20 protein-coding genes are annotated in these 24899 nt (G+C 41.7%); 18 read left to right on the top strand and 2 right to left on the bottom strand.

Translation table 11 applies throughout. The annotated features are described in order from the left end of the window. Nucleotides 1–185: 185 nt before the first annotated feature. From BLS24_RS02690 to dnaB, 17 genes are all read left to right on the top strand, one after another. A complete protein-coding gene (locus BLS24_RS02690; RefSeq protein WP_091755916.1) occupies nt 186–1136 on the top strand; it encodes an ABC transporter permease in 951 nt (316 codons plus the stop codon). Nucleotides 1137–1149: 13 nt separating this feature from the next. Next, complete coding sequence (locus tag BLS24_RS02685; RefSeq protein WP_091755915.1) at nt 1150–2079, top strand: carbohydrate ABC transporter permease; 930 nt, start codon at nt 1150–1152, stop codon at nt 2077–2079. A 73-nt stretch (nt 2080–2152) separates the two neighbouring features. Beyond that, complete coding sequence (locus BLS24_RS02680) at nt 2153–3862, top strand: extracellular solute-binding protein (protein ID WP_091755914.1); 1710 nt, start codon at nt 2153–2155, stop codon at nt 3860–3862. 117 nt (nt 3863–3979) lie between these two features. Then, nucleotides 3980–4738 carry an NAD-dependent protein deacylase gene (locus BLS24_RS02675; RefSeq protein WP_091755913.1) on the top strand — a complete coding sequence of 253 codons (759 nt, stop codon included), beginning with the start codon at nt 3980–3982 and terminating at the stop codon, nt 4736–4738. Between the two features lie 3 nt (nt 4739–4741). Then, complete coding sequence (locus BLS24_RS02670; protein ID WP_091755912.1) at nt 4742–4915, top strand: DUF951 domain-containing protein; 174 nt, start codon at nt 4742–4744, stop codon at nt 4913–4915. 105 nt (nt 4916–5020) lie between these two features. Further along, nucleotides 5021–5308, top strand: a complete 288-nt coding sequence (gene rpsF, locus BLS24_RS02665; protein WP_091755911.1) for a 30S ribosomal protein S6 — start codon at nt 5021–5023, stop codon at nt 5306–5308. An 18-nt stretch (nt 5309–5326) separates the two neighbouring features. Next, nucleotides 5327–5782: a single-stranded DNA-binding protein gene (locus tag BLS24_RS02660; protein ID WP_071177161.1), complete on the top strand. Its 456-nt coding sequence runs from the start codon at nt 5327–5329 to the stop codon at nt 5780–5782. Between the two features lie 17 nt (nt 5783–5799). Beyond that, on the top strand, nt 5800–6063 hold the full coding sequence (gene rpsR, locus BLS24_RS02655) for a 30S ribosomal protein S18 (RefSeq protein ID WP_071177160.1): 264 nt from the start codon (nt 5800–5802) through the stop codon (nt 6061–6063). A 141-nt stretch (nt 6064–6204) separates the two neighbouring features. Beyond that, nucleotides 6205–8013: a sensor histidine kinase gene (locus BLS24_RS02650; RefSeq protein ID WP_091755909.1), complete on the top strand. Its 1809-nt coding sequence runs from the start codon at nt 6205–6207 to the stop codon at nt 8011–8013. After that, nucleotides 8000–9091: a response regulator transcription factor gene (locus BLS24_RS02645; protein ID WP_242872215.1), complete on the top strand. Its 1092-nt coding sequence runs from the start codon at nt 8000–8002 to the stop codon at nt 9089–9091. Before BLS24_RS02650 ends, BLS24_RS02645 begins: the two co-directional genes overlap by 14 nt. Before the next feature lie 140 nt (nt 9092–9231). Further along, on the top strand, nt 9232–10941 hold the full coding sequence (locus tag BLS24_RS02640) for a type 2 periplasmic-binding domain-containing protein (protein WP_091755901.1): 1710 nt from the start codon (nt 9232–9234) through the stop codon (nt 10939–10941). A gap of 208 nt (nt 10942–11149) precedes the next feature. Beyond that, a complete protein-coding gene (locus BLS24_RS02635) occupies nt 11150–12091 on the top strand; it encodes an ABC transporter permease (RefSeq protein ID WP_091755894.1) in 942 nt (313 codons plus the stop codon). A 15-nt stretch (nt 12092–12106) separates the two neighbouring features. Then, complete coding sequence (locus BLS24_RS02630) at nt 12107–13006, top strand: carbohydrate ABC transporter permease (protein ID WP_091755892.1); 900 nt, start codon at nt 12107–12109, stop codon at nt 13004–13006. A gap of 135 nt (nt 13007–13141) precedes the next feature. Next, nucleotides 13142–15880 carry a SpaA isopeptide-forming pilin-related protein gene (locus tag BLS24_RS02625; RefSeq protein WP_176764310.1) on the top strand — a complete coding sequence of 913 codons (2739 nt, stop codon included), beginning with the start codon at nt 13142–13144 and terminating at the stop codon, nt 15878–15880. Between the two features lie 59 nt (nt 15881–15939). Then, the gene (locus BLS24_RS02620) at nt 15940–17991 is read left to right on the top strand and encodes a DHH family phosphoesterase (protein WP_091755888.1); all 2052 of its coding nucleotides are present in this window, start codon (nt 15940–15942) and stop codon (nt 17989–17991) included. A gap of 3 nt (nt 17992–17994) precedes the next feature. Further along, a complete protein-coding gene (gene rplI / locus BLS24_RS02615) occupies nt 17995–18441 on the top strand; it encodes a 50S ribosomal protein L9 (protein WP_071177152.1) in 447 nt (148 codons plus the stop codon). Between the two features lie 3 nt (nt 18442–18444). Continuing rightward, complete coding sequence (gene dnaB / locus BLS24_RS02610; RefSeq protein ID WP_071177151.1) at nt 18445–19788, top strand: replicative DNA helicase; 1344 nt, start codon at nt 18445–18447, stop codon at nt 19786–19788. Nucleotides 19789–19857: 69 nt separating this feature from the next. On the opposite strand, the gene BLS24_RS02605 is transcribed toward dnaB, so the two are convergent. Next, nucleotides 19858–20028 (bottom strand): DUF362 domain-containing protein, encoded by a 171-nt coding sequence (locus BLS24_RS02605; protein ID WP_026656525.1) that lies wholly within the window; start codon nt 20026–20028, stop codon nt 19858–19860. Nucleotides 20029–20451: 423 nt separating this feature from the next. Between BLS24_RS02605 and nifJ the strand changes: the two genes are divergently transcribed. Further along, on the top strand, nt 20452–23982 hold the full coding sequence (nifJ, locus tag BLS24_RS02600; RefSeq protein ID WP_091755885.1) for a pyruvate:ferredoxin (flavodoxin) oxidoreductase: 3531 nt from the start codon (nt 20452–20454) through the stop codon (nt 23980–23982). Nucleotides 23983–24035: 53 nt separating this feature from the next. Here nifJ and BLS24_RS02595 read toward each other — a convergent pair whose 3' ends face one another. After that, entirely contained in the window at nt 24036–24836 is an 801-nt protein-coding gene (locus BLS24_RS02595; protein ID WP_091755882.1) for an adaptor protein MecA, read from the bottom strand. Nucleotides 24837–24899 lie beyond the last annotated feature (63 nt).

Genomic DNA, 24899 nt, shown 5'->3' with positions numbered 1-24899 from the left:
TATTTAGAATAATTGCATTTGTGAAATGTGCACAAAAATCAATCGATGAGTTTATATATAAGAGACATATCGAACTATAAAAAAGCAAATAAATGGTTGATATTGCAAAGCTTTTTTAACTAAGTGATTAGATACGCATACTAAATTATTTTAGGATTGTCTTATCAAAGGGGAGGGGCAATATTATGAATAAGGTTCAGCATAAAAATAAGGGGAGTATCTCGCACTCTTCTTGGAAGAACAGTCTAAAGCGCGATTGGCAATTATATCTTCTATTGCTTATCCCACTTGCTCTAGTAATCATATTTAGCTACGGTGCTTATCCAGGACTTCGAATGGCATTCATGGATTACAAGCCTGCTAAAGGATTTTCTGGAAGTAAATGGGTAGGCCTTGGAACATTCAAGAAGATATTCAAAGATGCCGATTTCACAAGAGCTCTTCGAAATTCAGTAGTATTTAACTTACTTGATCTTTTAGTTGGTTTCCCAATGCCAATCATTTTGGCGCTTATACTTAACGAACTGAGATATCAGAAGTTCAAAAAAGTATCACAGACAATTTTATATCTTCCACACTTCCTTTCATGGGCTATCATCGGTAGCGTGGCACTTACAATGTTCAAGCCATCAAGCGGACTTGTAAATGTAGCCATGATGAATGCGGGACTTATAGAGAAAGGAATACCATTCCTTAACGAAAAATGGCACTGGGCAGTTACGTATCTGTTGATCGGTGTTTGGCAGGGAATGGGATGGGGAACGATCCTTTATCTGGCAGCGATCACAGGAATAAGTGGTGAGCAGTACGAAGCTGCTATGATCGACGGAGCAAACCGTTGGCAGAGGATGATCCACATCACGCTTCCAGGTATCAGAAGTACAATCGTAACACTTCTTATTATGAATCTCGGCCGAGTAATGGGTAGTAACCTCGAGAGACTTACAGCTCTTGGAAATACTCAGGTAAAAGAGTTCCAGTATCAGCTGGCTATCTATATCTTTAATAAAGGTCTTGAGAATAATAAGTTCAGTCAGGCTACAGCGGTTGGTCTGTTCCAGTCAGCTATAGGCGTTATGTTAGTTCTTTTATCTGACAGGATAGCCAAGAAGCTTGGCGATGATGGCTTGCTATAGGAGGTTGTTACAAATGGTAAAAAGAAAAAATGCAAAGGGCGAAGAAAGCTATTCAGCTGGCGGAGCTCATGCAGTTATAGGATTTAAGATCAGCGATGCGATCATGATGCTGGTCATCATACTTCTTTGCGCGACATGCGTACTTCCATTTATCCATGTTGCAGCAAAATCAATATCAGGAAATACCGCAGTAATGTCACAGTCAGTTTATTTCTGGCCAAAGGATATTACACTTGATGCTTTCAAGAGAGTACTAAAAGATCCAACAATGAGCCACTCAATGTTTTTCTCAGTATGGATCACTCTTTTGTTTACATTCCTTGGAATGATCGTTTGTACATGTGCTGCTTACCCTCTTTCAAAAAAGAGACTTAAAGGTCGCCCAGTACTTACATTCCTGCTTATGGTTCCTATGTATTTCACAGCGGGTATCATTCCTTCATACATTTTGTATTACCAGTTGCATATTCTTGATACATTTTGGGTTTTGATATTACCACTAATCTATTCACCATATAACATGCTCATTATGAAGAACTATTTTGCAACAACTATTCCAGACAGTTTGGAAGAATCAGCATTCCTTGATGGAGCAACAAACTTCCAGATTCTTTGGAAAATAGTACTTCCACTTTCAAAGCCTATTTTGGCAACACTTTCACTGTTCTACGCAGTAGGACGTTGGAACTCATATGCAGACAACATGTACTATACAAGATCTGCAGATCTTAAGATGATGCAGTACAAGCTCTATCAGCTGGTTGCTTCAGCAACAGAGGCTCAGACAGCATCACTTGCAGATACAGGTGGAGTTACACAGTCAACTCCAGAAGTACTTCAGGCCGCATGTATCATGTTCGTAACAATACCTATTATTATCATCTACCCATTCCTTCAGAAGTACTTCGTACAGGGAACAATGGTTGGAGCGGTAAAAGGCTGAGAGCAGAACTTCATTATTAATGTAACCCCTCATGGGGTTCAGATATTTTCTTATATGTAAAAGGAGGATTACGATGAAAAAGAAGGTTTTAGCTGCATTACTTAGCGCAAGCATGGTAATGGGAATAGCAGCGTGCGGACAGAATAGCACACCTGCTACAACAGAAGACAACACTGAAGCTCAGGAAACTGAGACTGAGGCAGAGGCTACAACAGAAGAGAATTCTGATGTAACAGCTGGTATTGATGGTTGGGAGCCATTCTCAGATAAGGTTACTCTTAGAGTAGCTGTATACGACAGAGGTGACAACGGTAATGGATGCTCTGACGTAGAGAACAACTACTGGACAAAATGGGTTCAGGAGAACTTTGGTGACAAGTACAATATCGACGTTCAGTACGTAGGAATCACACGTTCAGACGTTATGACTGACTACGCTATGCTTGCTTCAACAGGTGAGCTTCCTACTCTTTGCATGGAGTACGACTATGATAAGCTTGCTACTTGGGTATCTGACGGATATTTACAGCCATACGATATTGATCAGTTCAAGACAATTGCTCCAACATACTTCCAGAACATGGTTGATAACGGACTTACAAACTACATCCAGATGCAGGGTGACAACTACCTTGTAGTTGGTAACAGACCATACGGTGCTTCAACATACACATTCTGCACATGGTACAGACAGGACTGGCTTGAAGAGGCTGGTTACACAGAGCTTCCTACAAAGAACTCTGAGCTCCTTGATCTTTATGCAAAGCTTGTAGAGAACGGACATGAGTATCCTCTTTCAGGATCAAAGGTTTCAGGTGCTGGTGTAGATCAGAACTACAGCTACAGAGATTATCCACAGGATGAAGTAACATGGGCAACAACAGGTGACTATCAGATCCCAGCTCTTTCAACAGAGGCTCAGAAAAGATACCTTAAATGGCAGAACGAACTTTACAACGATGGTTACATCAACCCTGAGTACTACTTAAGAGCTCAGTCAGATGTAGAAGCTGACTTCATCAATGGTAAGGCATTCCAGTGGTCAGGTTATGTATCATCAACAATGAACGTACTTAATTCTCTTTATGAGAATGAACCAGATGCTAAGCTTGCAGTTGCAGTTTGTCCTTCAGAGTTCATCCAGGATGAGACATGGGGTAACAGCAATGCTTATCGTCCAGGTGGTAACATCGGTGCTATGATCGGTTTCTCAAACAACGCTACAGAAGATGAAGTTAAGGCTGGTATGATGTACCTTGAGTGGATGGCTCAGCCAGACAACCTCTTCACAATGCAGTGGGGTATCGAAGGTAAGAACTTCAACTATGAAGATGGCAAGCCAGTTGCAGTTGGTGATCAGTCAGGTCTTGAAGAGCAGCAGGGTCACAACAACAACGTTGACTATTGGATGGTTGTAACAGCTATCAAGGTTCTTGGAAACATCGAAGATGATATCGCAGCAATCAATCCTCAGGGACTTCCTCAGGACTTCTACGATCAGATCCTTGCTAACTACAACGGACAGATGGCTATCTACAACGCTGGCAAGTGCAATGTTGACTGTATGTTTGGTGCAGCTCTTGAGTCTGTAACAGAGTATGGTAACACACTTAAGGAAGAGCTCTATCCAGAGTATCGTGACCAGCTTGTAATGTGCAAACCAGAAGAGTTTGATGCTCTTTATGATGAACTTTCACAGAAGTATCTTGATGCAGGATACCAGGAGATCATCGACGAGAGACAGCAGCTTCTTAATGATGGTCTTTCAACAAGACTTCAGTAATAAATAATCTTTTAGATGAAGAGTGCCGCTTGGGAAACCAGGCGGCACTTTCTGTATACAGAAGTTCTCCGGAATGTATTATAATAAGTAAAGTAGCGTTAGCAGAAAGGGGGACTTATGGAGGAAGAAGCAAAAAAACTCATAGAGTGGATGGACGATTCTAAAAGTGTTGTATTCTTTGGCGGCGCAGGAGTTTCTACAGAAAGTGGAATTCCTGACTTTAGAAGCAAAGATGGATTATACAATCAACATGATGTCAGGTTTGATAAATATCAGCCAGAATATCTTTTGAGCCATAGCTGTCTTGTGTATGAGCCAAAGGTATATTACGAGTTCCATAGACAAAAGATGGACACTCGAAGTATTGAGCCAAACAACGCTCACAAGTATCTCGCGGCCCTGGAAGAGACTGGGAAGCTAAAGGGGATAGTAACTCAGAACATCGATGGACTTCATCAGAAGGCTGGCAGCAAGGTTGTATATGAGATTCACGGAAGTGCGCTTAGGAACTATTGCATGAGCTGTGGCAAAGAGTATCCTGACGACTATATCTTTGAATCTGATGAGCCAATTCCAAAGTGCTCATGCGGCGGAACCATCAGACCAGATATCACTCTTTACGAAGAGGGACTTCCAGAGGATCAGGTAAGTGGGGCTATAGATGCTATTTCTAAGGCCGACATGCTCATAATCGGCGGCACATCACTTACAGTTTATCCTGCAGCTTCATTTATCAACTATTTTAGAGGAAGGTATCTCGTAATAATCAATGAGAGTGATATTCCTGTTAAAAGAGCTGAGAACACTCTTATAATTAAAGAAAGAATCGGAAAATTATTTACCGAAGTAGCAAAGTTACAAGGAATAACATTATAAAGAATGGATATTCAGGTAGGAAATATAGTTAAATTAAAGAAACAACATCCTTGCGGTAGCTTTGAATGGGAAGTTCTGCGCGTTGGAGCCGACTTTAGACTCAAATGTACAGGCTGCGGGCACCAGATCATGATCCCTAGAAAAACCTTAGAAAAAAGTGTTAAAGGGATACGATAAAAAGCTTGCAATTATCACGTGGATATGATAACATACCATTCTGTGATAAATTCCTTGCTGCCTGACTGATACAGGTAGCCAGAGACCAAAAGGAGGTAACAAAGCATGAACAAATACGAATTAGCCGTTGTTGTTAGTGCAAAGATCGAAGACGATGCCAGAACAGCAGTCATCGAGAAAGTTAAGAAGACTATCGAGAAGCATGGTGGTCAGATTACTAACGTCGATGATTGGGGAAAGAAGAAGCTCGCTTATGAGATCGAGAAAATGACAGAAGGCTTCTACTATTTCATCCAGTTCGACGGTGAGTCAACTTCTCCAGCAGAGATCGAAGCTCGCATGAGAATCATGGACGGCGTCATCAGATATTTATGCGTTAAGAACGAGGCTTAAATAGAAGAGGACGAAAATATGAATAAAGTTATACTATGTGGACGTTTAACAAGAGACCCTGAAGTAAGATATTCACAGGGAGAGAATTCAATGGCAATCGCAAGATACACTCTTGCAGTTGACAGAAGAGTTAATAGAAGCAACCAGCAGGATGGACAGACAGCAGATTTCATTGGAATCGTTGCTTTCGGTAAGTCAGGCGAGTTTGCTGAGAAGTATCTCAAGAAGGGCACTAAGGTTATCGTAACAGGACGTATCCAGACTGGTAGCTATACCAACAAGGATGGCGTTAAAGTATACACAACTGACGTAGTTGCAGAGGACCAGGAGTTTGCAGAATCCAAGAATTCATCTGCTGGTAACGGCGGAAGCTTTGGCGGATCTGCTCCATCAAATGAGCCTGCACCTTCTGCAGCAGGGGATGGCTTCATGAACATTCCAGACGGAATTGACGAGGAGCTTCCTTTCAATTAATTAGGAGGTAAAATAACATGGCTTTCACAAAGTCTGAGAAGTCCGATGCTCCTGTAAGGAGAAAGGGCGGAATGCACAGAAGAAAGAAAGTTTGCGTATTCTGTGGCAAGGATAATGTAATCGATTATAAGGATACAGCTAAGCTTAAGAAGTTTGTTTCTGAGAGCGGCAAGATTCTTCCTAGAAGAATCACAGGAAACTGCGCTAAGCACCAGAGAGAGCTTACATCAGCTATCAAGAGAGCAAGACATCTTGCACTTATGCCTTACGTAGCTGAGTAATTCAGTTATCCGATAAAGATAATAAATAGGACACTTTTTAGAAGAAATTCTAGAAAGTGTCTTTTTTTGTGTGTTAAAATAGTTGCTGTAAATGGGGAGTATGGCAAAAGTAATGCCTGGCAAGGCATAGGGGACTACAATATGCATTCTAAAAAGATTACTGACTATATTTATGGATGGCTAAATGGCTTAAGTATCAGAAATAAGCTGATTCTAGTTTATGTCATATGCATGGTGATACCTCTTGTTTTAACTGATGGTATCGTATTTGGGCTTCTGGAACATTATGAAAAGATAGAAGAAAATTATCGAATGCAGAGTGTGGCAGATTCAGTTCGCTACCTGGTAAACAGCTCTTTTGATGAGGCGGTTACAGCCATCAATAAGATATATCTGGATGAAAATGTCTATAAATTCCTTGATGATGATTTTGAGTCAGAGTATGACTTTTTTGAAAAGAGGATCAAGATTCAGGAGAATATAATCAAACCTCTTGATGGCGGTAGAGAATCTGCCCTAAGTAGCATCATTCTTTGTAGTGATAATGATGGAATAGTCAATGGTGGCAATTTCTATAACATCAAGGATCTCCAATTCATCAAATGGGATGATCTCTTGGCATCTAAGAATTCAATAATAGTTTTTTTCTATTATCCCAAGGATGCTATCAAGAATATTTCAAATAAAAAGAAAGTTGCTGTCATCCGAATGCTGGATCATTACTCTTGGTATGACAGAGATATGATGGTATACGTGGATCTGGACTTCAGTGTTCTTCAGCGCAAGATGAAGGCGATGACTTATGAGTACTCAGTATATTTGTGTGAAGACGACAGAATACTTCTCTCTAGTCCATTGCAAAAGAGTATTAATGTAGATTATGAAACTTTAAGTGATGACGTCAATATCGGATTGGAAGTACCCTGGGACATATATGGAAGGAATTTAAGGATCATCGTATCAGGCGATGGCACAAGCTTTAAAAAGGTCTTTAGCGATCATGTTTCTTTGATAGTACTACTGATCATATTTAACCTCTTGGCGCCTATCATAGTGATATGGTTTATCAATAGGTCTTTTGCTGTGAGACTATATAGGATCTCTAAGGCATTTGATGAAGCGGACATTGATAACAACAAAGGAATTGATGAGGAAAATCCTGGTGGCGACGAGATAGGTCTTTTGATAAGAGGTTATAACCGAATGGTTGAGAGGCTTAATACTCTTATAAGGACTAACTACACTGCCAGATTGGAGCGGCAGGAAATTGAGCTTGCAAGGCAAAACGCGGAGCTGTCGGCACTTCATTCTCAGATCAACCCACACTTCCTGTTCAATATGCTTGAAAACATCAGGATGAGAAGCGTTATAAAGAGCGAAAGAGAGACTGCTTCAATGATAGAGAAGCTGGCAGTTCTCATAAGGCAGAATGTAAGCTGGTCTACGGACAGATCGACTATAGAAGATGAAGTAAACTTTATAAGGTCATATCTGGAACTTCAAAAGTATCGATTCGGAGAAAAGCTTAAGTTTGATATCAGCTTGAGAGAAGACTGTAAGGATTTCCTGGTACCGAAGCTTACGCTTGTAACGTTCGTTGAGAATTCATGCGTGCATGGAATGGAAGGGAAGACGGCGGCTTGTTACATATATGTAAGAGTATATAGGAATGAAGACAAGCTTGTCATGGAGATAGAAGATACAGGAAGCGGAATGCTCGATGAAGATGTCATGTATCTAAATGACAGGATGAATAATTGCACTTTCGAAGACGTAAAGAAAGGCTCACATGTTGGTATCTTGAATGCGTGCCTTAGACTTCGCATGAATACAGGTAATGCGGCTGTCTTTAGTCTTGAAAGTGAGAAAGGTGTTGGAACGTATATCACGATCACGGTTCCTACAGACAGGCTTAAGATAAACGATGATAAGAGTGATGCTAGTAGATGATGAACCATTCATATTGGAAGGACTTTCGGTTCTCATTGATTGGGAAAAATACGACTGTATGATAGTTGCCAAGGCCTCCAACGGTGAAGAGGCCTTTGAGTATCTAAAGCAGGGCGATATAGATCTTGTGATCACAGATATCAAGATGCCGGTAATGACAGGTATGGAGCTGTTACAAACGGCTCGCGAGGAAGGATTATCCTCTGCTTATTTTGTGATATTAAGTGGTTACAATGACTTTCAGTATGCGCAGACGGCTATTAAATACGAGGCTCTCGACTATCTCTTAAAGCCAGTAAGTGCTGATGGACTCATAGAGGTCATTGAAAAGGTAAAGAACAAGAAAAAAGCTGCCCAGGGCGGAGATCTTGCTGATTATGAGAAAAAGGATAAGTCCGAGGCTGCAACAGCTCTTTTCAAGGATGAGCTTGATGGAATGACCTCAGGAATAGAGCACAATGACAAAGATGTGATCAACAAGAATATTGACGAGCTCTTTATAAAAATGGGCGGAGATGGAACGGCTCTTTCTAAAAAAGCTCTTGATGTGAACAAGAACTACCTTGTTTTCAGGCTCCTTCACTTGGCTGTAGAGCTTGATAAGACCATAGATCAGGAAGTTGTCATGATGTACATCTCTGATAATATCCTGATGAGCGGCACAGAAATGGGAACTATACTTCACTTAAAGCAGTTTGCCAGTGAATATGCAGGGTACCTTGCGAGTCTTCGCGGCACAGTTTCCAAGGGCGTTCTTCATGACATAGAAAAAGAGCTTGATGTAAATTATGCACAGAATATAACTCTTAAGGACTTTGCAGCAAAATACTATGTGAACAGTTCTTATTTGGGACAGCTTTTCCGTAAGCAATATGGTATGTCTTTTAGAGAATATCTGAACATGGTCAGGATAAATAAGGCAGCTACCATGCTGATCAAGACTGATGAAAAGATAGGCCGCATAGCGGAAGAGGTTGGCTATCACGACACGGACTATTTTATCAATAAATTTATCTCTATTAAGGGCTGTACACCGTCAAAATACAGAAAAAATGGAAATGGTCAGACAGAAGTGTAAATTGACAGGACAAATCACTAGAATTTGTCCTGTTATATTTTTGAGTTTGTAGGGGGAAAAGATAAGTCGTCAGTATTAGACTTGAAAGTAACAGATGGTATGCCCTTTGTGGGGGGCAAATAAAAAATGGGAGGATTACAATGAAATTCAAAAAAGCAGCATCACTATTGTTGAGTGTCTTGATGATGGCATCTGTTGTCGCAGGTTGTGGCAACGCATCAGAAGGCACAACATCAGGTGGAGACACAACAGCGTCAACAGAGACTGGCAGTGAATCAACAGATTCTGCAGCTTCAGGTGAAGTATCAGAGTTCACAATGTTCATCACAATGCCAGGTTCAGAGATCAACGATGATAACGAGATCGCACAGATCATCGCTGACAAGTATGGGGTTAAGGTAAAAGAGACATGGCTTACAGGTCAGACAGCATCTGAAGCAACTGGTACACTTATCGCTGGTGGTGAGTACCCAGACTTCATCGATTCTGATGAAATGAACCTTTTGATAGACGCAGACGCACTTGTTCCTCTTGATGATTACATCGACAAGTATCCTGAGTTCAAGAATACTTGGTTCACAGAGGAAGAGTGGGAGAAGTTCCGTCAGCCAGACGGACACATCTATTGGATCAATCCTTTCGGTAACACAAAGGGTGAGTCCAAGCAGACAACTCACAATGACGAAGCTTTCTGGATTCAGGTAAGAGTTCTTGAGTGGGCTGGATATCCTAAGATTCAGACATTAGATGAGTACTTCAAGCTTATTGAAGATTACATTGCTGCTAACCCAACTATGGATGATGGAACAGAGAACATTGCATATACTATCCTTTGCGAAGACTGGAGATATTTCTGTCTTGAGAACGCAGGTCAGTTCCTTGCAGGATATCCAAATGATGGTTCTGTAATCGTTGACAAGACAGATATGACAATTAAGGATTACAACACATCAGAGGATACAATCGCTTACTTCAAGAAGCTCAACGAAGAGTACAACAAGGGCTTTGTAGATCCTGAATCATTCACACAGACATATGATGAGTACATCGCTAAGCTTTCAACAGGTCGTGTACTTGGTATGGTTGACCAGTGGTGGGATTTCGCTAACACAGTTAACGATTCATTCAAGCAGACAGGCCTTGATGCAAAGGGATGCAACTACGTTCCTTTAGGACTTACAACAAAGGCTGGTATGGAAAACAGATGGCACACATATGATGACACAGTAAACCAGGCTTCTGGTATTGCTATCACAAAGGATTGTAAGGATCCTGAGAAAGCATTCAAGTTCATCGTTGATTGTGCTATGGATCAGGAACTTCATGATCTCAGATTCTGGGGTGTTGAAGGTGTAGATTATCAGGTTGATGAGAACGGATTATACTATCGTACAGATGAGCAGAGATTGAACTGGGCAGACACTTCTTATCAGGCTTCACACAGATGCCAGTATTCATACTTCCCACAGTGGAGTGGAACATCTGATGATGGCAAGAACGCTAACAAGCCAGAAGAGCAGCCTTCAGAGTTCATGATCGATATGGCAGCTCCTCTTAAGGCATGCTTCGATGCTTATGGAGTAACAACATATCCACAGATGATCAATTCTGTAGTAGAGACAAACGGACCTTGGTTCCCAATGTACTCATATTCAAACAACTTCACAACAGAGACACCTGGTGGTGTAGCTTGGGCTAAGATGGGTGAGTGCAAACACGAGTGGCTTCCTAAGGTAGTTATGGCTAAGGACTTCGAGCAGGGATGGGCTGAGTACATGGAAGCATACAATGCTTGCAAGCCTGAGGACTTCCTTGGAGAAATGCAGGAGATCTTAGATACTTTTAAGTAATCAGTTAGCGAGGTTTTTTCGAGCTTACTGTACTACTTAGTTCGATCGAGCGATAGCGAGAGTCGAACTTCCTTGTAAATACTTGGCGAGGTTTTTCCGAGCATAAATAACATGAAAAGGCAGCAACTGCGCCACAAACAATGTTGCTGCCTTTTTTTTAAGAAAAAACAGTAAAATTCCTTGAGAAAAGAGCAATAGGAGAGAGTTTATGGCCCGCAATAAAACGCATAAAAAAATGGATATGAAGGCCACACTTAAAGAGATGAAGCGCCAGAGCTTTCTGATGGTTGTATCGCTCGCTGTTGTTGTGTACGGTATCATATTCTACTACTGGCCTTTAACAGGCTGGATCATGGCTTTCCAGAATTTTAAGCCAAAGAATGGACTCCTTGGATCCAAATTTGTTGGACTAGATAAGTTTAGATTCTTATTTGAAGATGAAGTTTTTATCAAAGTCATCAGAAATACATTTGCAATGGGTGTTATCAACCTTGTTGCAACAACCATAATGGCAGTACTTTTTGCAATCATATTAAATGAAGTCAGAAGGGCATGGATCAAAAAACCTATTCAGACAATATCATATCTTCCACATTTCCTTTCATGGATCGTTGTTACCAGTATTCTTCACGTATCTTTGTCATCAACAGGTATCGTCAACGATCTGCTCATGAGATTTGGAATTATTGATCAGGCAATCAACTTTTTTGCGCATACTGAATATTTCTGGCCAATCGTAGCATTTGCTCACTGCTGGAAAGAGACAGGATGGAATGCGATTATCTATCTTGCAGCCATCACAGCTATCGACCCTTCATTGTATGAAGCAGCTTCTATCGATGGTGCAGACAGATTACAAAAGATAAGATATATTACGTTCCCAGGCATCAAGCCAACATTTATGATCCTTCTTCTCATGAATGTAGGTAACGTATTAAATGCAGGTTTTGAAGTACAGTATTTGCTTGGAAACGGACTCGTACAGTCAGTATCACAGACAATTGATATCTACGTTCTGAAATGGGGTATTTCACAGAACGACTACTCACTTGGTACAGCTGCGGGATTATTTAAGAGTGCTGTAAGTATCGCGATCATCGTTATAGCCAACGCCATAGCCAAGAAATACAGCGAGCAGAGACTATTCTAAAGGAGGGGCGAGACGATGAATGAGAAGGAATACAAAGTAAGAAGACCAGTCAGCGACGTCATATTCGAGATATTTGTCGTATTGTTCCTGGCTATTTTCGTAGTAGTAACACTGTACCCAGTTCTTAACACAGTAGCCCTGTCATTTAACGATGGTATCGATGCTGTAAGAGGCGGAATCTACTTATTACCACGTAAGTTCTCTATGAAGAACTACCAGACAGTATTTGCAATGCAGAATATCTGGGTTGGTGCTAAGATCACAGTACTTAGAACAGTTGTAGCGACTGCCACATCTCTTTTTGCAAATGCCCTTCTTGCATTTGTAGTTAGTAGAAAGAGATTCCTATTTAAGTCACAGCTCTCTCTGTTCTGGGTTATAACAATGTATGTAAATGGTGGAATGATCCCAGTCTTCCTGTTATACAAAAACCTTGGCCTTACAGGAACATTCCATGTATACTGGGTTCCTGGAATGATCAGTGCATTCAACATGCTAGTTATGAGAACATACATGGAAGGAATTCCAGAGAGCTTGGAGGAGTCAGCTCAGCTTGATGGTGCTGGATATTGGGTAATATTCAAGGACATCATTTCTCCTCTTAGTAAGCCAGTATATGCTACAGTAGCTCTTTTCATTGCTGTATGGCAGTGGAATTCATGGTTCGATGCAATGCTCTATAACAGAATGAAGACAGAGTATACAACACTTCAGTACGAGCTCATGAAACTTCTTTCATCAGTAATGCAGCAGAGTGGTAGCGCTGAAAACGCCAAGAACGGCGCAAACACCATTACACCTATAACGATCCGTGCAGCAGTTACGGTTGCAACTATGCTTCCTATCGTATGTTTGTACCCATTCCTGCAGAGATATTTCGTTACAGGTCTTACGATCGGTGGCGTAAAAGAATAATTGGTAACGAAGGCACTTTTTGGAGAAATCTAAAAAGTGTCTTTTTGTTTACAAATTTGCACATATAGCGTTATGGCGTTAAAATATATACATGATATTGTGCTTTGTTTTAGGCGATGTATATTGCGAGGCGCTATGGGGAAAAAGAAACGTAGGCTAAAAAGCCTTTTACTTATCATATTTCTATTGATATCGTCATGCTTCTGGCTTGATAGGGGAAGTGTCATCGTTTATGCAGCTACCGTAACCGTTACTGGCTCTGGGGATGCGGATACTGACACAGATGCGTTAAAAGATGCCATCACAAACGCAAGCTCTGGCGATACCATCAGCCTTTCTGGCACTCTTTTGATCAATGACCTTATAACTATATCAGGAAAAGAGCTGACGTTTTCGGGTGGGACTTTGTCTGGAGACATAGATGGCGACAGCACTCATAGTACTGGAGATACTCCGAGGTTATTTAGGATCAGCGGAAGCGGCACAGAGGTTACCTTTAGTGGCGTTACTGTGGAGTATTTTGATTGCACAAAATCTGGAGACGCCAATAACTATGAATATTCTCCAATTGAGATAAAAGATAATGCGAAAGTTACAGTAACCAGCGGAACATTCCAGAATAACGTAGGTGGCGAAGGCGGTGCTATGCACGTCTATGACGGCGCTGAACTTAATATCAAGGGTGGCACCTTCCAAAATAATAGAGCTGAGAACGGAGGAGCAATTCTTTCTGGAAAATGGACAGATTTTAATACAACAGATCCAAGTCAGATACTTCCTGGAAAACTAATAATAGAGGGTGGAAGTTTTCTAAATAATATCGCAGGAATATCCAATGAAACAGCGGATGGGTTTGATGAAGGTGGATTTAGAGATATTGCCACAGTAGGCAACCACGTAAGCTTTGGAGGCGGCGCTATTTGGACAAATGGCGGCCTTGTAATAGCAGATGGTGAATTTAGTGGAAATAAGGCCCTTAGAAGCTTTGGCGGCGCTGTATTTATAAACCATGGAGATGATAACAAGATATTCAAAGGCTCTTTTCATGATAATGTAGCTTATAAGCTCGGTGGAGCCATCTATTCTGAAGAAAACTCCAATACCTATTTTGGAAAGACTTCCATATACGAGAATAATGCGGGTCACTTTGGCGGAGGCTTGTGGCTCTGCCCTTCTGGAATAGGAGACTTTAACACACTGGGGTTTGCTGCGATATTTGATAATGACGCAGATCTTTCACATGATGGCAACTTAAATGCGGCAAAAGATGATTATATTCATCCTGACTGGTTCCCTGCAAGCGATAACACTGATCCTGATGCAAGCCATATTGGAGGAGCAGCTGGTGATGATTTTGCTATCATGTATCCCAATAAGCCTTATTATTCAGCATCTTCTAGCATTAGACTTGCTCATCAGTGGTTCAATTACACAGAGATCAAATGGCAAGATGATGGAAGACCGACCAACTACGCATCTGGTTATTATTATAAAGGTGTCAATTCACAAACTGGTACGTCAGACTATAGCCATAGTGGATTTGAAATCGAGAGTAGTATAAGTGAATCTTTTGAAACTAATGGCGAAGACGTGATCTTTAAGCCTGGCGGAACTGATGCAGATGGAAATCCAACGGATTATGCGCTGGCTCTTGAATGCGTTGTGGTCAGTGGACCTGGAAAAGACAATGCTAAAAGCAATGCAAATCTTAAGATTTATAATAACACCGCCTATTGGTCTGGTGGCGGTGTTGGAACAGATGGAACAGTAACATTCCAGCAGTTTGGAATTTTATCTTGGAAAAAGAGAAAAGGCGTGGCTAACTATGACGCCCTCGCCGGAAGTTCTTGGGAACTGACATTTCCAGATGGAAAGACTTATATTATCAATGACAATTCATCAGTTGATGACAATACATACAAACCAGACAGTGATAGCACTGATGGTATTTTTAAAGTAAAGGGACTTCCTGCTGGAAATTATACGCTCAAGGAAAAAACAGCACCTTCTGGATATCTTTTAAATCCTTATGAGTATACGGCAACAATTACTGATGAACAGGCCTTTGGTATGCCTGAAGTTACGGTATACATAGGCGATGAAGCAGATGGAAGTATTTACGATTATGAAGCCCCAAAGGTTGTAGTTGAGCTGTATAAAAAGCTTAGTGATCCAACTCTTACGGTAGACTCCTATGACTTCACCATAACAGCAGTAAGTGCCATCGACCCTAATGGCCTGCCGATCACACCAATTCCAATGCCTACACCCGTTACAGAGTCTAGCTCAACTGCTCCGGCTGGAGGGCAGGGATATGCTTCTTTTGGTGAGATCACATATATTAATCCGGGAACATATACCTATACGATAACAGAGGATGTAGATACCACCAAGAAAGTAACCGTAGTAGTAACGGTGTACTACGATACTGCGCATCACGGTCAGCTTAAGACGACGGTCAAATATAACGGCTCAACAGCAGTAGCCACCATCGTAAATGGTGAAACGCCGCCATCACCTCCTCCGCCAACACCACCAAATCCACCGGACAATCCGCCGGATAATCCCCCAGATAATCCACCGGATAACCCTCCAGATAGTCCGCCGGATACACCGCCAACACCACCAGGTACGCCTCCAGGTACACCACCTAAAACTCCACCAGGTACGCCTCCTGGAACTCCACCTGGTACACCTCCAGATGGTGAGGAGTTTGAAGAGGTTGATGCATACAAATTTTCCCAGGGCGCAGCTATGGGAAGAGACAGAAACACAAGTGATAGACTAGAACTGGTTTTCATATTCAGAGGACTTGTGATAATTGCTACAGGATGCTTTCTTGTATTTATCATAAAAAGAGATAATGCTAACTGACTTGGCACTGTGGTATACTATACAGTGAAATGTCTAATTAGGAAAAGAAGGTTGATTTCATGGCAAATAAGTCCAGAGTTAAATTAAAGGGAAAGCTGAAGACATACCTTACTATATTCACAATATTAGGTGTTCTTCTGATCTTCATAAACATAGGGATATTCACAGTAAACTTCACAGCAGGTTTGGTGCTCCTTGCTTTTACAGCACTTTACTTTGTGGCTGTAGTTTATCTGAATTTCTATAACAGGCCTATCATCATGAATGAGCTTGTTAGCTTTGCTACGCAGTATGGACAGATCCAGAAAAAGCTTTTAAGAGAGCTCGACCTTGCACATGCTGTCCTTGATGATACTGGAAAGGTTGTGTGGTCTAACATAGCCTTTGAGAGGATCGTTCATCAGGAGAAAGGCTTCAAGAAGAATATCACAGCTCTTTTCCCAAGTATTACTCAGGACAAGTTCCCAGAAGGATATGATGAAGTATCCTATGATATCGACCATGAGGATAGCAATTACACTCTCAAGATGAAGAGGATCTCTCTTCAGGAGATGGCTAATAACAGCGATATCATCGATGCTAACGGATACGAAGGTAGCCTTATAGCAGTATATCTTTTTGATGAGACTGCACTTAAACTTGCTATCCAGGAAGTAGATAACCAGTCACTGGCAGCAGGTCTTATCTATCTTGATAACTATGAAGAGGCCCTTGATAGTGTTGAAGAGGTTAGAAGATCTCTTTTGACAGCTCTTATTGATAGAAAGATCAATAAGTATATTGCCGGATGTAACGGTATTGCCAAGAAGATCGAGAAAGATAAGTACTTCGTTGTAATGCCAAAGAAGTCCTGCGAGATGCTCAGAGAGCAGAGATTTGATCTTCTTGAAGATGTTAAGACAGTTAATATCGGTAATGAGATGGCTGTTACCCTCAGTATAGGTATCGGACTTAATGGTCTATCCTATGCTCAGAACTATGAATTTGCTAGAAACGCTATCGATCTTGCCCTTGGACGAGGCGGAGATCAGGCGGTTGTTAAGAGCGCTGAGAATATTTCTTATTACGGCGGTAAGAGTCAGCAGGTTGAAAAGAGTACAAGGGTTAAGGCAAGAGTTAAGGCTCATGCCCTTCGTGAGATCATTTCCGGTAAGGATTCAGTTATCGTAATGGGTCACAGACTTGGCGATGTAGATAGCTTTGGTGCTTCTGTAGGTATTTACAGGATAGCCAAGACCCTGGATAGAAAGTGCCATATCGTACTTAATGATGTGACAACTTCTATGCAGCCACTTGTGGAATTATTCAAGAATAATCCTGAATATGAAGATGATATGATCATCAATAACCAGCAGGCCATCGATATTGCTGGTAACAATACAGTTCTTGTAGTAGTTGATGTCAATAAGCCAACTATCACAGAGTGCCCAGAGCTCCTTAGATTTTGTAAGACCATCGTGGTACTTGATCATCACAGAGCAGGAACAGAGGTTATCGAGAATGCTACACTTTCTTATGTAGAGCCTTATGCTTCATCTGCATGTGAGATGGTTTCTGAGATCCTTCAGTACATTGGCGAGAACGTCAAGATCAAGAATGAAGAGGCAGATTCACTGTACTCAGGTATGATCGTAGATACACAGAACTTTATGAACAAGACTGGTGTCAGAACCTTTGAGGCAGCAGCATTCCTTCGTAGAAACGGTGCTGATGTCACAAGAGTACGTAAGCTCTTTAGAGAGGACGCCAATGAATACAAGGCTAAGGCTGATGCAGTCAGCCAGGCTGAGGTTTACCAGAACAGATATGCTATTTCAGTACTTATAAATGATGATATACAGAGCCCTACTATCATAGGAGCCCAGGCAGCCAATGAACTCTTGAACATCAAGGGCGTAAGAGCAAGCTTTGTATGTACAGAGTACCAGAATCAGGTATATATAAGTGCCAGATCCATCGATGAAGTCAACGTTCAGGTTGTAATGGAGAGACTTGGCGGCGGCGGACATATGAGTTCAGCCGGATGTCAGATGGAAGGCATGTCAGCTGCAGAGGCAGTTGAAGTTGTTAAGAAGACGATCGATCAGATGATCGAAGAAGGAGAACTTTAATAGATGCAGGTAATTTTATTAGAAGACGTAAAGAGCCTTGGTAAAAAAGGCGAAGTAGTAAAAGTAAGTGATGGTTATGCCAAGAACTATGTTCTTCCAAAGAACCTTGGCGTTGAAGCTACACAGAAGAATTTAAACGAGCTCAAGAATCAGCAGAAAAGAGATTCCATCGTAGCCAAGCAGCAGCTTGATGAAGCTAAGGCTTATGGCGAGAAGATCGCAAAAGAAACTGTACAGCTTACAATGAAAGCTGGCGAAGGCGGAAGAGTATTTGGATCAGTATCATCCAAGGAGATTGTTACAGCAGCCAAGCAGCAGTTCGGATTTGATATCGACAAAAAGAAATTACAGATGCCTGAACCGATCAAGGCATTCGGAACATATGAGATTCCGGTTAAGTTACACCCACAGGTTACTACTACATTGAAGGTAAGTGTAAAGGAACAGTAAAAAATGGCAGATGAAACACTGTTAAAAAGGGTGGCGCCCAACAGTCTCGAAGCTGAGCAGTCTGTTGTCGGTGCCATGCTTATGGATAAAGATGCTATCGAGATAGCAGCTGAGATAGTAACGGCAGATGACTTCTATAACAGACAGCTCGGCACTATCTTTGAGGCTATGGTAGAACTTAATAGAGAAGGCAGTGCAGTTGACGTTGTAACCTTGCAGAACAGACTTCGTGAAAAGAATGTTCCACCAAACGTCAGCAGTGTTGAATATATTGGTGAGCTGGTTTCAGCAGTGCCAACTTCTGCCAATGTTAAGTACTATGCCAAGATCGTGGCAGACAAATCTACTCTCAGAAAACTTATTCGTGTCAGCGAAGATACAATAAATAACTGTTATGCTGGCGGTGAAGATATGGAAGGCATTCTCAATGATGTTGAAAAAAATGTTTTTCAGATCACTCAGAAGCGTAACACTGGCGATTTCGTACCTATCGATCAGGTAGTTATGAATGCCCTCAACAGAATTGAGACGGCCAGCAAGATGAAGGGTAATGTAACAGGTCATTCAACAGGCTTTATCGATCTTGATTACAATACCGCTGGATTCCAGCCTTCTGACCTTATTCTGATCGCTGCCAGACCTGCTATGGGTAAGACAGCCTTTGTCCTTAATATCGCAGAGCATATGGCATTCCATGACAACAAGTGTGTTGCAATGTTCTCACTGGAAATGTCAAAGGAGCAGTTTGTTAACCGTCTCCTTTCCATGGAATCACACGTGGATTCTCAGCATATCAGAACCGGTAATATGTCAGACCTTGACTGGGAAAGACTTATCGAAAGTGCTGATGTAGTTGGATCTTCCAAGCTGATCATTGATGATACACCTAGTATCTCAATCCAAGAGCTTAGATCTAAGTGCAGAAAGTACAAGATGGAATATGACCTTCAGGTTATCATGATCGACTATTTGCAGCTTATGTCTGGTGGATCTGGAAAGAGCTCAGAATCAAGACAGCAGGAGATTTCAGAGATCTCAAGATCTCTTAAGGCTCTTGCCAGAGAGTTAAATGTTCCTGTAGTAGCTCTTTCACAGCTTTCTCGTGCGGTTGAGCAGAGACCTGATCACAGACCTATGCTTTCAGACCTTAGAGAATCTGGAGCCATCGAGCAGGATGCCGATATGGTAATGTTCATCTATAGAGATGATTATTATAACAAGGATACCGAAAAGAAGGGCGTAGCCGAGATCATTATTGCCAAGCAAAGACACGGCCCTATTGGAACCGTAGAGCTCCTTTGGCTTCCTGAATATACTAAGTTTGCAAACCTTGAAAAAGGCCACTGAGCAAAATAAAAAAGGTGTAGTTTTCGATAGAATCGAAACTACACCTTTTGTTATTTCTGTTGATTGTACTCAACCCTGTGTGATAGCACCAACAGGACACTGAGCTGCGCAAGAACCGCAGTCGATGCATGTGTTAGCGTCGATAACGAACTGTGAGTCTCCCTGAGAAATAGCTGAAACAGGGCACTGTGCAGCACATGAACCGCAGCTAATGCAACCATCATTAATAACGTATGCCATAATAAATCTCCTTCCACTATTTGTTTTAGAATAATAAATGTAACAAAAACAGACTGGCTTTGCCGTTACCAATCTTTGATACAAAGTTATCATATAATACTGATACTTATTTATCAATACTTTTAACGAAAACTTTTATCAGATGAAATCATTAAATAAGTATAAATTGCGTGACAATACCGATAAAAACGATATGTGTAAGCGCTTACACAAAATGGCTTCAAAGCCTTGAAAACATTGACACGAGTGCGGTTTAAGTGGTACTATTGAAATCGGCAGAATATGAGTAAAAGTCTCCGTCACATCTGACTTTTCACGGGAGGAAAAGAGTGTGGACGGAATTTTTGCGCTATTTCAAAGGTTTTCTATACAATTTAATATAAAAAGCCAAACAATCCAATAAAAAAGGTAGGAGGAAACAAAATGGCAAGAAACATGAAAACCATGGACGGTAACGAAGCAGCTGCATATGCTTCATATGCGTTTACTGAAGTTGCCGCTATGTACCCGATCACACCATCATCTGTTATGCCTGAGCATGTAGATGAATGGGCAACAGCTGGAAAGAAGAATATTTTCGGCCGTACAGTTCAGATTACAGAGATGCAGTCTGAAGCCGGTGCAGCAGGTGCTGTACACGGATCACTTGTAGTAGGTGCTCTTACATCTACATACACAGCTTCTCAGGGACTTCTTCTTATGATTCCTGATATCTACAAGGTTGCTGGTGAGAGACTCCCTGGCGTATTCAACGTATCCGCTCGTTGCGTAGCTTCTCATGCCCTCAACATCTTCGGTGATCACTCAGACGTTTATGCTTGCCGACAGACAGGTGCTGCAATGCTTTGCGACTCTAGTGTACAGGAGGTTATGGACTTAACACCTGTAGCATACTGCGCAGCAATTGAAGGAAGAATTCCTTTCATTAACTTCTTTGATGGTTTCCGTACATCACATGAAATTCAGAAGATTGAGGTTTGGGATTACAAGGATCTCGATGAGATGGTTAACCACGATGCAATCGATGCATTCAAGGCTAACGCTCTTAATCCAAATCATCCATGCCAGATGGGCTCAGCTCAGAACCCTGATATCTTCTTCCAGACAAGAGAAGCTTGTAACACAGGTTACAATGAGCTTCCTGATATTGTTCAGAAGTACATGGACAAGGTTAATGCAAAGATTGGTACAGACTACAAGCTCTTCAACTACTATGGTGATCCTAATGCAGAAGTAGTTATCGTAGCTATGGGTTCTGTAAATGATACTATCGAGGAGACAATCGATTACCTTGAGAAGCAGGGCAAGAAGGTTGGTGTAGTAAAGGTTAGACTTTACAGACCATTCTCAGCTAAGGCTCTCGTTGATGCTATTCCTGCATCAGTTAAGAGAATCGAAGTTCTTGATAGAACAAAAGAGCCTGGATCATATCGTGAGCCTCTTGCTCTTGATGTTATCGCAGCTCTTAAGGGAACAAAGTTCGAGTCAGTTCCAGTATTCTGTGGACGTTATGGACTTGGTTCAAAAGATACAACTCCAGCACAGATCGTTGCTGTATTCAATAACGACAAGAAGGAAGAGTTCACAATCGGTATCGAGGATGATGTAACAAATCTTTCACTTGATGCAGGTGCTCCTCTTGTTACAACTCCAGAAGGAACAACAAACTGTAAGTTCTGGGGACTTGGTGCTGACGGTACTGTTGGTGCTAACAAGAACTCAATCAAGATCATTGGTGATAACACAGACATGTATGCTCAGGCATACTTTGACTATGACTCAAAGAAGTCTGGTGGTGTTACAATGTCTCACCTTAGATTTGGTAAGAAGCCTATCAAGTCAACATACCTTATCAAGAAGGCTGACTTCGTAGCTTGCCACAATCCTTCATACATTCGCAAGTTCAACATGGTTCAGGAACTTGTTGATGGTGGCTCATTCCTTCTCAACTGCCCATGGACAGTAGATCAGCTTGAGACTGAGATTCCTGGACAGGTTAAGAAGTTCATGTATGATCACAAGATCAACTTCTACATCATGAACGGTTCTAAGATTGGTGTTGAAGTTGGTATGGGACCTACAAGAATCAATACAATCCTTCAGTCAGCATTCTTCAACATCACAAAGATCATTCCTGAAGAAGATGCTATCAAGTTCATGAAGGATGCAGCTCAGAAGACATACGGCCGTAAGGGCGAAGATGTCGTTAAGAAGAACTGGGATGCTATTGATGCTGGTGCAGATCCTAAGAATCTTATCAAGGTTGAGATTCCTGAGTCTTGGAAGGATGCTAAGGACGAAGGACTTGACTTCAAGAAGGCAGAAGGCTCTAGAAAGGATGTTATCGACTTCGTTAACAACATCCAGGCTAAGGTTAATGCTCAGGAAGGTAACACACTTAAGGTATCTGATTGTCTTCCATATGTTGATGGTGCTACACCTTCAGGATCAGCAGCATACGAGAAGAGAGGTATCGCTGTTAACGTTCCTAAGTGGGATGCTACAACATGTATCGGATGTGGATTCTGCTCACTTGTATGTCCACACGCTGCTATCAGAACAGTAGCTCTTACAGACGATGAGATCGCTAAGGCTCCAGAAGGACTTCAGACAAAGCCACTTGCTGGAATGGATGGATATAAGTATTCAGTTGTTATTTCTGCTCTTGACTGTACAGGTTGCGGATCTTGCGCAAATGTATGTCCTGGTAATAACAAGGGTGAGACACTCAAGATGGGTGCTATCGCAGCTAACAAGGATGAGCAGAAGTACTTCGACTATGCTGTAACACTTCCTATCAAGGAAGACGTTGTTGCTAAGTTTGGCGAAGCTTCAATCAAGGGCTCACAGTTCAAGCAGCCACTCCTTGAGTTCTCAGGCGCTTGCGCAGGTTGTGGTGAGACTCCTTATGTTAAACTTGTTACTCAGCTCTTTGGTGACAGAATGTACGTTGCAAACGCTACAGGATGTACATCAATCTGGGGTAACTCTTCACCATCAACACCTTACACTGTAAATGCTAAGGGACAGGGTCCTGCATGGGATAACTCACTGTTCGAGGATAACGCAGAGTTTGGTATGGGTATGGTACTTGCTCAGAACGCACTCCGTGATGCAATCAAGGAGAAGGTTGAAGAGATCGTAGCTGCTGGCGGATCTGCTAAGGATGCTGCTCAGAAGTGGCTTGATACATTCAACGTTGGTTCAGAGAACACAGCTGCTACAGAGGCTCTTGTTGAGGCTCTTAAGGGCGACAGCTCAGATGCAGCTAAGTATATTCTTAAGAATAAGGACTTCGCTGCTAAGAAATCACAGTGGATCTTCGGTGGTGACGGATGGGCATTCGATATCGGATTCGGTGGTCTCGATCACGTACTTGCATCTGGTAAGGATGTTAACGTCCTCGTTGTAAACACTGAGGTTTACTCAAATACAGGTGGACAGTCATCAAAGGCTACTCCTACAGGTGCTGTTGCACAGTTCGCTGCAGGTGGTAAAGAAATCAAGCAGAAGGATCTTGCTTCTATCGCAATGAGCTATGGTTATGTATACGTTGCACAGATCGCAATGGGTGCAAATATGCAGCAGACAATCAATGCGATCAAAGAAGCTGAGGCATATCCAGGACCTTCACTTATCATCGCTTATGCACCATGTATCAACCAGGGTCTTAAGGCTGGTATGAACAAGGTTATGGACGAAGAGAAGAAGGCTGTTGCTACAGGATACTGGGATATGTTCAGATTCAATCCTCAGGCAGAGAACAAGTTCACACTTGATTCTAAGCCAGCTACAGAAGACTTCCAGAGCTTCCTTGATGGTGAGGTTAGATATCTTTCACTTAAGCTCAAGAATCCTGAGAGAGCTGCAGAACTTAATGCTAAGGCTGCAGAGCATGCTAAGGAGCACAGAGCTTATCTCGAGAAACTCGTTAGCCTCTACGGCAAGAACTAAAAACATAATAAAAGGACCGGTTCGAAAAGAACCGGTCCATTTTTTTGCAATGATCAAATTTTTGAAAGAGACTGAACTGCATTATCTTTAATAACTATTGTGTAATGCTCATCAAGATATTGCTGCTCTGCAGTGCTTCCAATCTCAGTCTTGCCATACTCAGTAAGAACTGAGCAGATATTGGCGAAGATATTATCTTCTATTTCACCCTGATGAAGTATCAGATAGAACTTACCACTTACTTCATTTTTGTAGAGTGTATTCAAACCATTGAATTTCCTGCTAACTATATGAGAAAATCTCATAACCTCGTGTAGAGAATCAAATGAGAATATTCTCGAACCTTTTCTACTAGGCTGTCCCTTTTTGCGAGTGCCAGATGTTTTTTCTTTGACTTTCTTGGCATCAGATGAAGGAGCTCCCATAGGTGATTCCATGAAGTCTATCATGTTGCTATGCTGGAGTCTCTTGAAGAGGCTTGAAACGTCTTCGTCTTCATCCTCATCATAGTCGCCATCTTCGTAGTCATCGTAATCTTCATCCTCGTCATCATCTTCCTCGTGGACAGATGGTGCGAAATTTGAAAAACGAGTATCTAACTCTTCTGGATCCTCGACTTTGGTAATGATGAGTACGATACATTCAGAATTGATAGGTATTGCTTCTATCATAAGAGGAGTATCTTCGGCATCAAAACCATATTCTAAATTGGCCTGCTGCATCATGTCCTGAAAAAGCTCTTTTGCTTTGTCAGTTCCATAAGCAAGCTCAGTTATTTTAAGGTCGCGCTTCGCAAGGTCATCTCTGGTAAGAGTGCATCTAATCTGGTGATCATTGACTTTTTCAATTTTCATGATGCTCACCTCCTGACTTTGGAATACATAGATACTAAGTGATACATGTATCTATGTCAATAG

Origin of the sequence: Butyrivibrio sp. INlla18, assembly GCF_900103635.1 — a bacterium.
GTDB lineage: Bacteria > Bacillota > Clostridia > Lachnospirales > Lachnospiraceae > Butyrivibrio.
The sequence above is the reverse complement of the archived record's forward strand: the minus strand, read 5'-3'. Positions and strand labels throughout refer to the sequence as shown.

Bases quoted from the DNA above. Each gene is read 5' to 3' on its own strand.
- BLS24_RS02630 (WP_091755892.1), top strand. From the start codon at position 12,107: ATGAATGAGAAGGAATACAAAGTAAGAAGACCAGTCAGCGACGTCATA.
- BLS24_RS02685 (WP_091755915.1), top strand. From the start codon at position 1,150: ATGGTAAAAAGAAAAAATGCAAAGGGCGAAGAAAGCTATTCAGCTGGC.
- BLS24_RS02605 (WP_026656525.1), bottom strand. From the start codon at position 20,028: ATGGCATACGTTATTAATGATGGTTGCATTAGCTGCGGTTCATGTGCT.
- BLS24_RS02650 (WP_091755909.1), top strand. From the start codon at position 6,205: ATGCATTCTAAAAAGATTACTGACTATATTTATGGATGGCTAAATGGC.
- rpsF (WP_091755911.1), top strand. From the start codon at position 5,021: ATGAACAAATACGAATTAGCCGTTGTTGTTAGTGCAAAGATCGAAGAC.
- BLS24_RS02670 (WP_091755912.1), top strand. From the start codon at position 4,742: ATGGATATTCAGGTAGGAAATATAGTTAAATTAAAGAAACAACATCCT.
- BLS24_RS02625 (WP_176764310.1), top strand. From the start codon at position 13,142: ATGGGGAAAAAGAAACGTAGGCTAAAAAGCCTTTTACTTATCATATTT.
- BLS24_RS02690 (WP_091755916.1), top strand. From the start codon at position 186: ATGAATAAGGTTCAGCATAAAAATAAGGGGAGTATCTCGCACTCTTCT.
- BLS24_RS02660 (WP_071177161.1), top strand. From the start codon at position 5,327: ATGAATAAAGTTATACTATGTGGACGTTTAACAAGAGACCCTGAAGTA.
- rplI (WP_071177152.1), top strand. From the start codon at position 17,995: ATGCAGGTAATTTTATTAGAAGACGTAAAGAGCCTTGGTAAAAAAGGC.
- rpsR (WP_071177160.1), top strand. From the start codon at position 5,800: ATGGCTTTCACAAAGTCTGAGAAGTCCGATGCTCCTGTAAGGAGAAAG.
- BLS24_RS02645 (WP_242872215.1), top strand. From the start codon at position 8,000: ATGCTAGTAGATGATGAACCATTCATATTGGAAGGACTTTCGGTTCTC.
- nifJ (WP_091755885.1), top strand. From the start codon at position 20,452: ATGGCAAGAAACATGAAAACCATGGACGGTAACGAAGCAGCTGCATAT.
- BLS24_RS02595 (WP_091755882.1), bottom strand. From the start codon at position 24,836: ATGAAAATTGAAAAAGTCAATGATCACCAGATTAGATGCACTCTTACC.
- BLS24_RS02640 (WP_091755901.1), top strand. From the start codon at position 9,232: ATGAAATTCAAAAAAGCAGCATCACTATTGTTGAGTGTCTTGATGATG.
- BLS24_RS02635 (WP_091755894.1), top strand. From the start codon at position 11,150: ATGGCCCGCAATAAAACGCATAAAAAAATGGATATGAAGGCCACACTT.
- BLS24_RS02620 (WP_091755888.1), top strand. From the start codon at position 15,940: ATGGCAAATAAGTCCAGAGTTAAATTAAAGGGAAAGCTGAAGACATAC.
- BLS24_RS02675 (WP_091755913.1), top strand. From the start codon at position 3,980: ATGGAGGAAGAAGCAAAAAAACTCATAGAGTGGATGGACGATTCTAAA.
- BLS24_RS02680 (WP_091755914.1), top strand. From the start codon at position 2,153: ATGAAAAAGAAGGTTTTAGCTGCATTACTTAGCGCAAGCATGGTAATG.
- dnaB (WP_071177151.1), top strand. From the start codon at position 18,445: ATGGCAGATGAAACACTGTTAAAAAGGGTGGCGCCCAACAGTCTCGAA.